Raw genomic sequence first — 14,869 nt, 5'->3', positions numbered from 1 at the left:
AACCGATGTCATTGAAAAAAGCACTTCTTTTGAAACTACTGGGCCTAGGTTTAGGCGCCATCATCTCTGTATCTGCCTATGCGGTTGATACGGCGGTAGAGGCATCTGCGGATGCTGTAGTTCCCAAAGAAAGTATGTTCCAAGCAGGGCGCTCCTACATTGCCCGAGTATCAGACCGCTTGGCCGATACCGTGACTGGCAAGTCAGACGAATTAATTAACCGCGCTATGGAAGTTATTGGCGTGCGCTATCGCTGGGACACAGAATTACCGCAGTCTGGATTAGATGGCAGTAGCTTCGTTGGCTATGTCTTCAAAGATAAGTTGGGATTCTTATTGCCGCGTAAGTCAACGCAAATGAGCCGTGTTGGTAAACCGATTACCCGTGAAGAATTGCAACCAGGCGATCTCGTATTTTTTAATACGATGCGCCTTACTTTTTCTCATGTTGGAATTTATGTGGGTGATAACAAATTCATTCACTCACCTTCCAGAGGTACCAATGTTCGAGTGGATGATCTCGGCAGCCTCTATTGGGATAAACGTTTTGACGGAGCACGTCGTTTAGATGGTAGCGACAATCTCGATGACTCTGAGCGTCAAGAGCTTCTCAACGAAGTCAAAAATCTTAAGCGTAATTCACGCAGCCTTTAAGTAAGAGACTCTCAGCCTGATTGCTATTAGCCTTTCAGCTTCTCTTTAATCAAACCCATTTGCTCTTGTGCTGCAGCTTCACCAGCGAGTATGGCGGCATTTCTGGATTTGAAATCACCACTACCCATTTGTTTTAACTGCGGCTGAATCACGATGTCAGCGCTTTTGAGTTCGTACTGATTAATACTTCTCTGCATGATGGAGATGGTTTGCTGCAAGACACCTAAGGTTCCACTGGCATCTTGATGAACTGGCTCAGAAGAAATATTTACTGCAATGACTAGGGTTGCCCCCATCTGTCTTGCATAGCTGACTGGCACTGGTGCTACTAAACCACCGTCCACATATTCTTTGCCGCTGATTACTGCCGGCTGAAATACTCCGGGTACGCTGCAAGATGCGCGAACGGCTAGACCGGTATTACCTGTCCTAAATAAAACCCCTTTGCCGGACTGCAATTCAGTGGCAACAATACCTAAGGGGATGCGCATTTGCTCAATCGATTTATTTTGCACTTCTCGGTTAACCATATTTTGTAGTGCATCACCTTTAATGAGCCCGCCAAAACGGCCGGCAAACGGGAGACCCCAGTCAGCAATCGTGGCCTCATCCAGATTGAGGGCCAAGCGATTCAGATCATTCCCGGTGGCGCCTGATGCGAGGAGGGAGGCAATGACACTGCCAGCGCTACTGCCGACAACAATATCGGGTCTAATGCCCTGGGCTTCCAATACCTTAATGACGCCTATGTGGGCAAAACCTCGAGCTGCTCCAGCACCCAGAACTAGGCCAACGACAGGTTTTTTACTCCCCACCAGGCTACAAGAGCTCAAACCTGCGCCTCCAAGTAGGGTCCCCATACCAATTCCGAGGCCCAGGAGTCGACGGCGCTCTATGGAATAGATCGCCTTAGGCATAAATAAAGGGGGTTTGGTGGAATTCTTGTGCATGTGGCTATTGTATTGAGCCTACCTTATAATAAGAGCATGGTGAACGAAAAGTACTTCGTTTCAGCGCGGGCATATCCCAAGAAGAATTGATGAGATGGATTGTCCGTAGTAGCTTGAGAACACCAAAACCCATTACTAAATACCTTTTAAAGCCTAGCCAGGATTACTCCTGGTAGCCCGAATTTTATGGACGATCAAAATAAGCGCGTCATTGAAACAGCCCTCCTGTGCGCACAGGAACCACTCACCGTTGCTGATTTGTCTCGCTTATTTGTAGAGGACATCACTACGGCAGATATCGATGAAGCATTAGTCGAGCTGCAACGTGTTTGGGATGACAAGGGTATGGAGTTGGTACATATCGCAACTGGCTGGCGTTTTCAAAGCCGTATCTCAATGCGCGAGTACCTTGATCGCTTGACTCCAGAAAAGCCACCAAAATATTCACGTGCCGTGATGGAAACTTTGGCCATCATTGCTTACCATCAACCTGTCACCCGTGGTGAGATCGAAGAAATTCGCGGTGTTGCTGTGAGTAGTAATGTAATGAAGCAGTTGGAAGATCGTGGTTGGGTTGAGGTGATTGGGCATAAAGAAACCGTTGGACGCCCAGGCTTGTATGCCACTACTAAGCAATTTTTAGACGATCTCAGTTTGACCAATTTACAAAGCTTGCCGATGCTGGAAGATGCGGCGCCAATGGCTGCTGCAGCGCAATTAGGTCAAGCGGTAATGGAGTTTGATCCATCTGCTACGGTAGAGACAGTAGTAATTGATACTGATGCTCAAGAGGTGATCGAAATAGAAGAAGAGACAACTGAAATCACTGCAGAGGAAATCATCATTGATATTTCTGAGCTAGATTCTGAGGAAGTTACCCCTGAGTCTGAAGACAATCCAGACGAAACAAAATAATAATTAATGACAAGCTCTAACGAAAACGATTCATCCCCGGTAGTAAATCCATCGGCAACCCCTTCTAATGCAGACGTTGCGCCATCGAACTCAGATGGCCAAAAGTCTGAAGGTGGAGAGCGCGGTGAACGCCGCCCACGTCGCCAGGGTGCTGGAGGCGGTAAACACCCGTTTAATAAGAAACGCCCATTTAACAAAGATCGGCCACGCCGCGAAGGTGGCGATGCCAATGGTCCGCGCGAAGGCGGTAACAATCAAGGCAATAACCAATCTTCTAAATTAGCTCCCAATCTAGCTGAGAGTGAGGCTTTGTTTGCTTCAGTTGTCTCTGGTGAATTTGACGCCGCTTTAGATGCTCCTGAAGTTGAGGAATTAAAAAATCCCGATGGTGTGAATGAGAACGAGGTATCTCATCAAACTGGTGCAGAGCGTCGCGCACAACGTGCACAACGTTCACGCGAGGATGAAGATTCAGATGCGCCAACGGATGAGGAAATGAGTAGTCTGCAGTTTGCCAACGTTGATGATCTCCCACTCAGTTTGCGTGATGAAGTTTGGTCTGACCTCGATGGTTTGGATGATGATGCTGATGATGAAGATACCGTTAAGTTGCACAAGGTATTAGCTGATGTTGGTATGGGATCCCGTCGCGATATGGAAGACTTGATTATTCAAGGGCGCGTATCGGTGAATGGATTACCAGCACATATTGGTCAGCGCATTGGACCAACCGATCAAGTGCGCATCAATGGCAAGCCAGTACATCGCAAGATTCAGACTAAGCCACCGCGCGTGATCATGTACCACAAGCCTGCAGGTGAGATCGTTAGCCAGTCAGATCCAGAGGGTCGTCCAACCGTATTTGATCGTTTGCCAAAGCCGCGTCAAGGACGCTGGATCGCGGTAGGTCGATTAGACTTTAATACCGAAGGTCTTTTATTGTTTACCACTTCTGGTGAGTTAGCAAATCGCTTAATGCATCCCCGTTATGGTGTTGAGCGTGAATACGCCGTGCGCATCTTAGGTGACTTGAGCCAAGAAAATACTTCACTATTAAAGAGTGGCATTACGCTCGATGATGGCCAAGCTAAATTCTTACGTCTAGCAATGGGCGGTGGTGAAGGCGCTAATCGTTGGTATCACGTTGCATTAAGTGAGGGTCGTAATCGCGAAGTGCGTCGTATGTTTGAGGCGGTTGGTCATGTAGTATCTCGCTTGATCCGAACTCGTTATGGTATTTTCTTATTGCCTCCACGTTTAAGACGTGGCAAATGGGAAGAGATTGAGGCGGGCGGTATTTATAACTTGATGAAGTCTGCTGGCTTAAAAATGCCACAGCCACAAGACAAGGGCCGCAACCCGAATCCCAATAATCGTGATCGTCGCCCGATGGGTGAAGATTTCCAACCGGATCCAATGCAAACCTCAGTTTCTTATTGGGGTTCCCGTGATGCTTTAACCCTTGCTAGTGGCCATAACGGCCTAACGCATCAAGGTAGGGGTGGCAAACCGGCTGGCGGCGGCGGTTCTAGCGAGGGGCGCGGGCCATTCCGTGGGCGCACTCAAGGCGGCAGACCTGGTCAGGGCGGTCAAGGTGGTCGCAGTGGACAAGGCGGACAGGGTGGTCAAGGCGGTCAGGGCCAAAACCGCAGTAAAGGCAGCAAAGTTCACCACGGGCAGTCCGCTTTTGTGACAGGCAATCCTCAGAGTCCTGGAAATGGACCTAAGCGTAGCGCACCAAAAGGGCGCAAACCCTTCAATAAGGGACCTAGAAAACCCCGTAATCCGGGCGAAAGCTTCTGATTTGTATCAGTTTTCTGCCAAATAGGCTATAATTTTGGTCTTACAGCAGTATTCTGCTGTTTTTAGTGGTTACCGACTGATGTTGCGATCAACGTAAGTCGGCCTGTTCTGAATTTCGAGAATATGGGCTTTGAAGCCCATTTTTTTTTGCCATTTTGGTATGAAGGGGCGTCGTGAAAGATCAGCAGGTTATTTCTGCAGAGCTGGAAAACTTGGGTTACACGCTAGTTGAGATAGAGCGTGAAGCCGGTGGATTGCTGCGCGTCACGATTGAAAACCCAGATTACGAACGCTTGATTTCTGTTTTGGATTGCGAAAAGGTGAGCCATCAGTTGAGTTACACCTTGCCAGTTGAAAACATTCCTTATGAGCGTTTAGAGATTTCATCTCCAGGACTGGATCGTCCAGTGAAAAGTGCCGCTGATTATGAGCGCTTTGCTGGAATGCAAGTGGATTTGAAATTGCGCGTTGCAGCTGGCGGTCGCAAGAATTTTCGTGGTGAGTTGCAAGGTTTGCTGAGTGGTGAATTGAATTCACCAGATGCAAAGTTTGGTTTGGTATTTGAGGGTGCTGATGGTCAGCCCTCTCAATTGGAGTTCTCTTTAGCCGAGGTCGATAAGACTCGGTTGGTCCCTGTTATTGATTTCAAAGGAAGAAAGTCATGAGCCGAGAAGTTCTCATGTTGGCAGACGCGTTAGCGCGTGAAAAGAACGTTGATCAAGCGATCGTATTCGAAGCGTTGGAGATGGCTTTAGCCTCTGCGACTAAGAAGCGCTACGCTACAGAAGATGTGGATATCCGTGTTGCGATTGATCGTGAAACTGGTGAATACGAAACCTTCCGTCGCTGGTTGGTTGTGCCCAATGAAGCTGGTTTGCAAGAGCCGGACAAAGAGATTCTGCAATTTGAAGCCCAAGAGCAACTCGCCGACATGGAAGTTGGTGACTACATCGAAGAGCAAATCGAATCTTTAGCCTTCGGTCGTATCGGCGCACAAGCTGCTAAGCAAGTGATCTTGCAGCGCATTCGTGATGCTGAGCGTGAACAGATTTTGAACGACTACCTTGAGCGTGGCGAAAAAGTCATGACTGGTACCGTGAAGCGTGCTGACAAGAATGGCCTGATTATTGAATCTGGTCGTGTTGAAGCATTGCTCCGCCGCGATCAAATGATTCCAAAAGAGAACTTACGTTCTGGCGACCGTGTGCGGGCATACATCCTTAAGGTGGATCGTGAAGCACGTGGCCCACAAATCGAACTCTCCCGTACTTGCCCAGACTTCTTAATTAAGTTGTTTGAGAACGAAGTTCCTGAGATGGAGCAGGGTTTATTAGAGATCAAAGGCGCTGCCCGTGATCCTGGTATCCGCGCAAAAATTGCGGTTATTACTTATGACAAGCGCATCGATCCAATTGGCACTTGCGTTGGCGTACGTGGCACCCGTGTGACTGCGGTTCGTAATGAAGTTGCTGGCGAAGCAGTGGATATCGTATTGTGGTCTGAAGATCCAGCCCAATTTGTAATTGGTGCTTTGGCTCCAGCTCAAGTTTCATCAATCGTGGTTGATGAAGAGCGTCATGCGATGGATGTAGTGGTTGATGAAGAGAATTTGGCAATCGCTATTGGCCGCAGTGGACAAAACGTTCGTTTGGCAAGTGATTTGACTGGTTGGCAGATCAACATCATGACCCCTGAAGAGTCTGCTGAGAAAACTGAAAAAGAAGCTTCTTCTGTACGTCAATTGTTTATGGACAAGTTGGACGTCGACCAAGAAGTGGCTGATATTTTGATTGAAGAAGGTTTCAATACATTAGAAGAGGTGGCCTACGTACCATTGTCTGAAATGTTAGAGATTGATTCATTCGATGAAGATACTGTGAATGAGTTGCGTACCCGCGCCCGTGATTCTTTGTTAACTATGGAGTTGGCAAAAGAAGAGCGTATCGGCGAAGTGTCACAAGACTTGCGTTCCCTGGAAGGAATGACCACAGAACTGATTGCTAAGCTTGCTGACAATCAGGTACATACCCGTGACGACCTTGCGGAACTAGCTGTTGATGAGCTGGTTGAGGCGACACAAATTGACGAAGAAACTGCGAAAACGCTCATCATGAAAGCGCGCGAACATTGGTTTACTTCATGAGAGGAAGTAGTGCATGGCAACAACAGTAAAAGTACTCGCTAAAGAATTAAAACGTACCGCGCCAGACCTCTTGGAGCAGTTGAAGGCGGCTGGTATCGAAAAAGGTTCTGAGGACGATAGCATTACCGAAAAGGACAAAACTGTCCTGCTTGAGCATTTGCAAAAAGAGCATGGCAGTGCAGATACTGGCGCGCGTAAAAAGATTACTTTAATCAAGCGTGAGAGCTCAGAAATTCGTCAAGCAGACTCTGCTGGACGTACTCGCACTGTGCAGGTTGAAGTTCGTAAAAAGCGTGTGCTCGTTAAGGCCGGTGATAAGGCGCCTGAAGAGATTCCAGTTCCAGCGGCTAAAGAAGTTGCTCCAGCAGCACCAGCTAAACCCGTTATTTCCGAAGAGGAGTTGGAAAAACGCGCGGCAGAGGCAACACGCCAAGCTGAGTTGTTGGCTCGCCAAGAAGCGGAAATGAGAGCTGCCGAAGAAGCACGTCAAAAAGAAGTTGCAGCTCCAGTAATTGCTAAAGAAGAGGCGCCTGTAGGTACAGCGCCGGATGCTGCCGCAGCGGCAGCAGAGAAAAAGGCGGCAGCAGATAAAGCAGCTAAAGATTTGGCTGCTAGCAAAGAAAAAGAATTGGCAGATATTCGCGTTCGTCGTGCTGCGGCTGAAGCTGAGGCTTTAGCAATCCGCGACATGATGAGCGCTCCTGCACGTGTTCTCAAAGCACCTAGTGAAATTGCTGCTGAAGAAGCGAAAAAAGGCACTTTGCATAAACCTGCAAAAGTTGAAGGTGCTGATGATAAGAAGAAGGCTGTTGCCAAAGTTGGTGGCAAGACTATTAAATCTTCTGAGACATCATCCACTTGGCAAGAAGAGGGCGCTAAGAAACCTGGCGGCCTAAAGACTCGCGGCGATTCTTCTGGTGGTGTTGGTGGTTGGCGTTCAGGCGGTGGTCGTAAGAAGCAACGTCAAATTGCTGAGGCGAACGTAGATACCAACTTCCAAGTACCAACAGAAGCCATAGTGCGTGATGTTCACGTACCAGAAACCATTACTGTTGCTGAGTTAGCTCATGCAATGGCAGTGAAGAGTGCGGAAGTGATTAAGTTGCTGATGGGTATGGGTCAAATGGTCACCATTAATCAAGTGCTTGATCAAGATACCGCAATGATTCTTGTTGAAGAAATGGGCCATAAGGCTTTTGCTGCGAAATTAGATGATCCAGATTTAGATCTTGGTACCGATGGTCACGATGCAGAGTTGTTGCCACGTCCACCAGTAGTTACAGTGATGGGTCACGTTGATCACGGTAAAACTTCTTTGCTCGATAAGATTCGTGCGGCCAAAGTGGCTACCGGTGAGGCTGGCGGCATTACTCAGCACATTGGTGCATACCATGTGGAAACTCCACGCGGCATGATTACCTTCTTAGATACTCCGGGTCACGAAGCCTTTACGGCAATGCGTGCTCGCGGTGCCAAGGCAACGGACATTGTGATCTTGGTTGTTGCGGCAGATGACGGCGTGATGCCGCAAACAAAAGAAGCAATTCACCATGCGCTTGCAGGTGGCGTTCCAATTGTTGTGGCAATTAACAAGATTGATAAGCCAGAAGCCAATTCCGAGCGCGTCAAAACTGAGTTGGTGGCAGAGCAAGTGGTTCCTGAAGAATACGGTGGCGATGTGCCATTTATTCCGGTATCCGCAAAAACTGGTGAGGGCATTGATGCCCTGCTTGAGAACGTACTCTTGCAAGCTGAAATCTTGGAATTGAAAGCGCCCAAAGATGCACCGGCCCAAGGTTTAGTCATTGAAGCGCGTTTGGACAAAGGTAAGGGCCCTGTAGCAACCATATTGGTTCAATCAGGCACGCTCAAACGTGGAGATATGTTGTTGGCGGGTTCAACCTATGGTCGCGTCCGCGCCATGCTGGATGAAAACGGTAAGCCATGTAATGAAGCAGGCCCATCTATCCCTGTTGAAATCCAAGGCTTAGGGGATGTTCCTGCAGCTGGAGAGTCAGTACAGGTGGTTCCGGATGAGCGTAAGGCTCGCGAGATTGCATTGTTCCGTCAAGGTAAGTTCCGTGATGTGAAGTTGGCTAAACAGCAAGCATTCAAGCTTGAAACCATGATGGAAAACATGGAAGAAGGCGCTATTGAGGCTAAGTTATTGCCATTGATCATTAAAGCTGATGTACAGGGCTCTCAAGAAGCTTTGGCACAGTCATTAATGAAGCTTTCTACACCGGAGGTGAAGGTGCAAATTGTTCACGCAGGTGTTGGTGGCATTACTGAAACTGACGTGAACTTAGCAGTGGCTTCTAAAGCGGTTATTTTTGGCTTCAATTCCCGTGCAGATGCGGCAGCTCGCAAGTTAGCTGAAAACAATGGTGTGGATATTCGTTATCACAACATCATCTATGACGCAGTGGATGAAGTAAAGTTGGCTCTGAGCGGCATGTTGACTCCAGATAAAAAAGAAGAAATCACTGGTCTCGTTGAGATTCGTCAAGTCTTCTTGGTATCTAAGGTTGGCGCAATTGCAGGTTGCTTGGTAGTTGATGGAATTATCAAGCGCACATCTAGTGTTCGTCTCTTGCGTGACAACGTCGTTGTTTGGACTGGTGAACTGGACTCTCTCAAGCGCTTCAAAGATGATGCTAAGGAAGTTCGTGCCGGTGTCGAGTGCGGCCTGTCATTAAAGGGCTATAACGACATTAAAGAAGGTGACCAGCTTGAAGTATTTGAAGTTACTGAAGTTGCACGTTCACTCTAAGCAATATGCATAAAACTAGCCCGCATCGTAACCAGCGTCTCGCCGATCAAATTCAGCGAGACCTGGCCGAGCTTATTCCCCGCGAATTGCGTAGTCCGAGTTTGGGCTTGATTACCTTACAAAGTATTGAGCTCACACCGGATCTGGCCCATGCCAAAGTGTTCTTTACAGTTTTGGGTGCTGAGCCTGAGCATGCGTTAAGGGCGCTTCAAGAAAAAGCCGGATACTTGCACTCACTCTTGTTTAAGCGTTTGCATATTCATACCGTTCCTACTTTACATTTTCACTATGACAGCTCAGTAGAGCATGGCATAGAAATGTCTCGATTGATCGATCAAGCAGTTGAGAGCGATCACAAAGACGAGACTAAGTAATTCATGTCTATACGGATCGACGGCGTAGTGCTACTAGATAAACCCGCTGGAATGAGTTCTCAGGGTGCGGTTACTGCCGTCAAGCGTGCCTTTAATGCTGACAAGGCTGGCCATACCGGTACATTAGATCCAATGGCGACTGGCTTATTGCCTATCTGCTTAGGCGAAGCAACTAAGTATTCACAAGACCTGCTTGAAGCTGATAAGTCTTATATCGCTCGAGTAAAGTTCGGCTCACGCACTGATACCGGCGATGCTGAGGGTCTCACTATTGAAGAATTACCTTTGCCGGTATTTGCCAATGAAGTTGAGCTCAAATCTGCATTAGATGCCTTGCTCCCAAAATTTACAGGGCCTATTTCTCAAGTGCCGCCAATGTATTCTGCACTCAAGCGTGATGGCAAACCTTTATATGAATATGCTCGTGCAGGTGTTGAGTTGGAGCGCACTCCGCGAGATATCACTATTCACTCCATTCGTTGGACTGACATCGCTTGGCCAGAAGCTACGTTAAAAGTCAGCTGTAGCAAAGGAACCTATATTCGCGTTCTAGCAGAAGATATTGGTAATGCCCTAGGATGTGGCGCCCATTTGGTGGGATTACGCCGAACCGAAGTGGGGCATCTCAATCTTGAGCAGTCCTTTACGATTGAGGCGATACAAAGCAGCCTTCAGAATAGCGCCGACTACATATTGCCTGTTGATGCCTTGCTGCAAACATTGCCACACTTAACGGTGGATGAGCAACAAGCTAAACGTCTTGAAATGGGACAGCGTGTTCCTCTGAACTTACCTTCCATTGAAGCATTGGTACGCATTTATCGAGCGACCGCTGCTCCTCATAACTTTATTGGTACTGCTGATTGGCGTTCTGGTGTTTTGCATCCAAAGCGCTTGATTTCGCAGGCTCATTAATTAATCATTATTTATAACCCTTTTACTTATCTTTAACTCAAGAAGCTTCACATGACTAAACGCGCACTTCGTAACATCGCTATCATCGCCCACGTTGACCACGGAAAAACTACCTTGGTTGACCAACTCTTGCGCCAATCAGGCACATTCCGCTCAAATGAAAAAATGACCGAACGCGTCATGGACTCAAACGACTTGGAAAAAGAGCGTGGCATTACTATTTTGTCCAAGAACTGCGCAGTGGAATATGACGGTACACATATTAATATCGTTGATACCCCAGGACACGCGGACTTCGGTGGTGAAGTAGAGCGCGTTCTCTCGATGGTTGACGGTGTATTGCTTTTGGTTGATGCGGTTGAAGGTCCAATGCCGCAGACCCGCTTCGTTACCAAGAAAGCTTTGGCATTGGGTTTGAAGCCAATCGTTGTGATTAACAAGGTTGACCGTCCAGGCGCACGTTGCGACTACGTGATTAACGCAACTTTTGAATTATTTGACAAACTAGGCGCAACTGAAGAGCAGTTAGATTTCCCAGTGATCTATGCATCAGGCTTGAATGGTTATGCAGGAGAGTCAGAAGATGTGCGTGAAGGTACTATGCGCCCCTTGTTTGATGCTGTTCTGAAGCACGTTCCTGTGCGTGATGACGACGCAGAAGGCCCCTTGCAATTCCAGATTTCTTCAATTGACTACAACAGCTATGTTGGCAAGATCGGAGTTGGCCGTATTAGCCGGGGCCGTGTGAAGTCAGGTATGGAAGTGCTCTGCATGAATGGTCCTGATGGCACGCCATTCAAAGGCCGTATCAACCAAGTATTGAAATTTAAAGGCCTGGAGCGAGAAATCGTTGACGAGGCTGTTGCTGGCGATATCGCCCTCATCAATGGTATTGAAGATTTGGCCATTGGCACAACAGTATGTGCGGTTGACAAGCCAGATCCATTGCCAATGCTCAAGATTGATGAGCCGACCTTGACTATGAATTTTATGGTAAACACTAGTCCATTAGCTGGTCGTGAAGGTAAGTTTGTAACTAGCCGTCAAATTCGTGAACGTTTAGACCGCGAATTAAAAGCCAACATGGCTTTGCGCGTAAAAGAAACTGATGATGACACCGTATTTGAAGTATCAGGTCGTGGCGAGTTGCATCTCACCATCTTGGTAGAGACCATGCGTCGTGAAGGTTATGAGATGGCAGTTTCCCGTCCACGCGTTGTCTTTCATGAGGAGAATGGCGTCAAAATGGAGCCGTATGAGAACTTAACGGTTGACGTAGAAGATGCCACTCAAGGTTCTGTGATGGAAGACTTGGGTAAGCGTAAGGGTGAGTTGCAAGATATGGTGAGTGATGGCAAAGGCCGCACCCGTCTTGAGTACCGCATTCCTGCACGTGGTCTGATCGGCTTCCAAGGCGACTTCATGACCATGACTCGCGGTAATGGTTTGATGAGTCATACATTTGATTCTTATGCTCCAGCGAAAGATGGCATCTTGGGTGAACGTCATAATGGCGTATTGATTAGTCAAGATGATGGCGAAGCAGTTGCCTACGCTATTTGGAAGTTACAAGATCGTGGTCGTATGTTTGTTAGCCATGGTGATCCTGTATACGAGGGAATGGTGATTGGTATCCATAGTCGAGACAATGACTTGGTCGTTAACCCAATTAAAGGTAAGCAATTAACCAACGTTCGCTCTTCAGGCACTGACGAAGCAGTTCGCTTAGTAACGCCAATTGATTTGACCTTGGAATATGCGGTTGAATTCATTAGTGATGATGAGTTGGTTGAAGTAACGCCGAAAAGTGTACGTATCCGTAAGCGCCACCTGAAAGAGCATGATCGTAAGAAAGCATCCCGCGAGTAAGCTCTTTTTCAGCTACACAACAAAAGTCACCTCCGGGTGGCTTTTGTTCTTCATTGAAATCAAAACTATAAATTAATCATTTATAAGTTAAATAAATAAAACTAGATATACATGCTGCCATCAATTGAACAACGTCTTGCCCAAGAACTTGCTGCTAAGCCTGCTCAAGTAGCCGCTGCTATAGCTCTGATGGATGAGGGCGCTACCGTACCATTTATCGCTCGTTATCGTAAAGAAGCTACCGGGGGGTTGGATGATACGCAGTTACGTTTATTGGAAGAGCGTCTTAGCTATCTTCGTGAACTAGAGGATCGCCGCAAGACAATCGTTGCTTCTATTGAGGAGCAGGGCAAGATGACGCCAGAGTTGCTGAAGGCCATTATGTTGGCAGAGGATAAGACTCGCTTAGAGGATCTTTATTTACCGTATAAACCCAAGAGAAGGACTAAGGCGCAAATTGCCTTAGAGGCTGGCTTAGAGCCATTGGCAAATGATCTGCTGAATAACCCCAAGCTCGATCCTGAAACAGAGGCTGCAAAGTATCTGAAGGAAGCGTTTCAGGTCGATGGGACAGATAATCCTGGTGTTGCGGATACCAAGGCTGCGCTTGAAGGTGCACGTCAAATTTTGATGGAACGCTTTGCAGAAGATGCAGCATTGGTACAATCTCTTAGAGAGTACTTACAAGATCACGGTGTAGTCGAATCTAAAGTGATTGCTGGTAAAGAGCAAGAGGGTGAGAAGTTCGCTGATTACTTTGATTACTCTGAGCCGATTAAAGCTATTCCATCGCATCGTGCCTTAGCTTTATTTAGGGGTCGTCGGGAACAGATGTTAATGGTTAATTTACGTTTAGATAGCGAAGAAGAAAAGCCAAAATGGGATTCTCCTCACAATCCTTGTGAAAATCGGATTGCCAATCATTTCAAGATCAAAAATGAAGGGCGACCTGCCGATGCGTGGTTAGCAGATACCGTTCGCTGGACTTGGCGCATCAAGTGTTCACTCCATTTGGAGTCTGAGTTGATGACAGCGTTACGTGAGCGTTCAGAAACTGAAGCGATTAATGTATTTGCCCGCAACCTTAAAGCCCTCTTGCTGGCGGCACCCGCTGGCCCAAGAGTAACCATTGGTCTTGATCCCGGAATGCGAACGGGAGTGAAGGTGGCAGTGGTGGATGCTACTGGAAAAGTAGTGGATACCGAGGTCATTTACCCGCATCAACCAAAAAATGATTGGGCTGGTTCATTGCATGCCTTGGCTAAATTAGCTGAGAAGCACAATGCCACCTTAATCTCGATTGGTAACGGTACTGCATCTCGCGAGACTGATAAATTAGCCCAGGAGCTAATTAAAGCTAAGCCAGAACTCAAGCTTACCAAGATTGTTGTTTCTGAAGCGGGCGCTTCTGTTTACTCTGCGTCTGAATATGCCTCAAAAGAATTACCGGGTATGGATGTTTCATTGCGCGGTGCCGTTTCAATTGCCCGAAGATTACAAGATCCATTAGCCGAACTGGTCAAGATTGATCCTAAATCGATTGGCGTAGGCCAGTATCAGCATGATGTGATGCAAACCCAGTTGGCTAAATCATTAGTTGCGGTTGTAGAAGATTGCGTAAATGCTGTCGGTGTTGATGTGAACACGGCTTCAGCCCCCTTGCTAGCAAGAGTTTCTGGTTTAAGCTCTACAGTGGCTGAAGGGATAGTGGCCTATCGCGATAGCAAGGGTGCATTTAAATCGAGGGCCGATCTCAAGAGCGTTCCGCGACTTGGCGATAAAACGTACGAGCAAGCTGCTGGATTCTTGCGCATCATGAATGGCGATGATCCATTAGATGCCTCTGCAGTTCATCCTGAATCTTATCCTTTGGTAGAAAAGATTCTGAAGGATATTAAGAAAGGCGTAAAAGAAGTGATTGGCGATGCCAGCTTGCTGAAGTCACTTTCACCAGAAAAGTATGCTGATGGTCAATTTGGTCTACCTACTGTTACTGACATCATTAAAGAATTAGAAAAGCCTGGTCGAGATCCGCGCCCTGAATTCACTACTGCAACTTTTAAAGATGGTGTCGAGAAAATTGGCGACCTCAAGACGGATATGATTTTAGAAGGCGTAGTGACTAACGTTGCCGCCTTTGGGGCCTTTGTCGATATTGGTGTACATCAAGATGGCTTGGTGCATATCTCTGCTTTATCTAATACCTTCGTAAAAGATCCCCATAGCGTGGTTAAGGCTGGACAGGTAGTGAAGGTTAAAGTGCTGGAAGTGGATGAAAAGCGTAAGCGCATCGCGCTAACAATGCGTTTGACAGATGAAGCTCCAAGAGAGGGCTCCAAGCCTGATCAAAGGGCTCTTAATCGTCCTAGAGAGCCTGAAAACAGAAAGCCGCATGAAGATAGAAGGCAAGCGCCCCCAATGAATAATGCAATGGCAGCCGCCTTTGGCAAGCTGAAGAAATAATCATTTTTTAG

Annotated in this window: 11 protein-coding genes; 10 read left to right on the top strand and 1 reads right to left on the bottom strand. The window is 47.4% G+C overall.

All coding sequences use genetic code 11. The features are described from left to right. The first annotated feature begins 5 nt into the window (after positions 1-5). Entirely contained in the window at positions 6-653 is a 648-nt protein-coding gene (locus C2755_RS06360; RefSeq protein ID WP_215320128.1) for a C40 family peptidase, read from the top strand. A gap of 26 nt (positions 654-679) precedes the next feature. On the opposite strand, the gene C2755_RS06355 is transcribed toward C2755_RS06360, so the two are convergent. After that, entirely contained in the window at positions 680-1,603 is a 924-nt protein-coding gene (locus tag C2755_RS06355; protein ID WP_215320126.1) for a patatin-like phospholipase family protein, read from the bottom strand. A gap of 186 nt (positions 1,604-1,789) precedes the next feature. Here C2755_RS06355 and scpB point away from each other — a divergent pair, with 186 nt between their 5' ends. The 9 genes from scpB (at position 1,790) to C2755_RS06310 (ending at position 14,858) form a co-directional block, all read left to right on the top strand. Beyond that, positions 1,790-2,518, top strand: a complete 729-nt coding sequence (gene scpB / locus C2755_RS06350) for an SMC-Scp complex subunit ScpB (protein WP_215320124.1) — start codon at positions 1,790-1,792, stop codon at positions 2,516-2,518. 6 nt (positions 2,519-2,524) lie between these two features. Continuing rightward, complete coding sequence (locus tag C2755_RS06345) at positions 2,525-4,321, top strand: pseudouridine synthase (RefSeq protein WP_215320122.1); 1,797 nt, start codon at positions 2,525-2,527, stop codon at positions 4,319-4,321. 173 nt (positions 4,322-4,494) lie between these two features. Continuing rightward, complete coding sequence (gene rimP / locus C2755_RS06340; protein WP_215320120.1) at positions 4,495-4,986, top strand: ribosome maturation factor RimP; 492 nt, start codon at positions 4,495-4,497, stop codon at positions 4,984-4,986. Further along, the gene (nusA, locus tag C2755_RS06335) at positions 4,983-6,464 is read left to right on the top strand and encodes a transcription termination factor NusA (protein ID WP_215320118.1); all 1,482 of its coding nucleotides are present in this window, start codon (positions 4,983-4,985) and stop codon (positions 6,462-6,464) included. The genes rimP and nusA overlap by 4 nt, the downstream gene beginning before the upstream one ends. A 13-nt stretch (positions 6,465-6,477) precedes the next feature. Next, the gene (gene infB, locus C2755_RS06330; RefSeq protein WP_215320116.1) at positions 6,478-9,237 is read left to right on the top strand and encodes a translation initiation factor IF-2; all 2,760 of its coding nucleotides are present in this window, start codon (positions 6,478-6,480) and stop codon (positions 9,235-9,237) included. A gap of 5 nt (positions 9,238-9,242) precedes the next feature. After that, positions 9,243-9,611, top strand: coding sequence for a 30S ribosome-binding factor RbfA (gene rbfA / locus C2755_RS06325; RefSeq protein ID WP_215320114.1), 369 nt, complete (start codon positions 9,243-9,245; stop codon positions 9,609-9,611). 3 nt (positions 9,612-9,614) lie between these two features. Next, positions 9,615-10,526, top strand: coding sequence for a tRNA pseudouridine(55) synthase TruB (truB, locus tag C2755_RS06320; RefSeq protein WP_215320112.1), 912 nt, complete (start codon positions 9,615-9,617; stop codon positions 10,524-10,526). Between the two features lie 51 nt (positions 10,527-10,577). Beyond that, a complete protein-coding gene (gene typA, locus C2755_RS06315) occupies positions 10,578-12,395 on the top strand; it encodes a translational GTPase TypA (RefSeq protein ID WP_215320110.1) in 1,818 nt (605 codons plus the stop codon). A 111-nt stretch (positions 12,396-12,506) separates the two neighbouring features. After that, positions 12,507-14,858, top strand: coding sequence for a Tex family protein (locus tag C2755_RS06310; protein ID WP_215320108.1), 2,352 nt, complete (start codon positions 12,507-12,509; stop codon positions 14,856-14,858). The last annotated feature ends 11 nt before the right edge of the window (positions 14,859-14,869 follow it).

The organism is Polynucleobacter sp. MWH-S4W17, from assembly GCF_018687535.1.
Taxonomy (GTDB): Bacteria; Pseudomonadota; Gammaproteobacteria; order Burkholderiales; family Burkholderiaceae; genus Polynucleobacter.
This window is presented reverse-complemented; position numbering and strand designations above follow the sequence as displayed.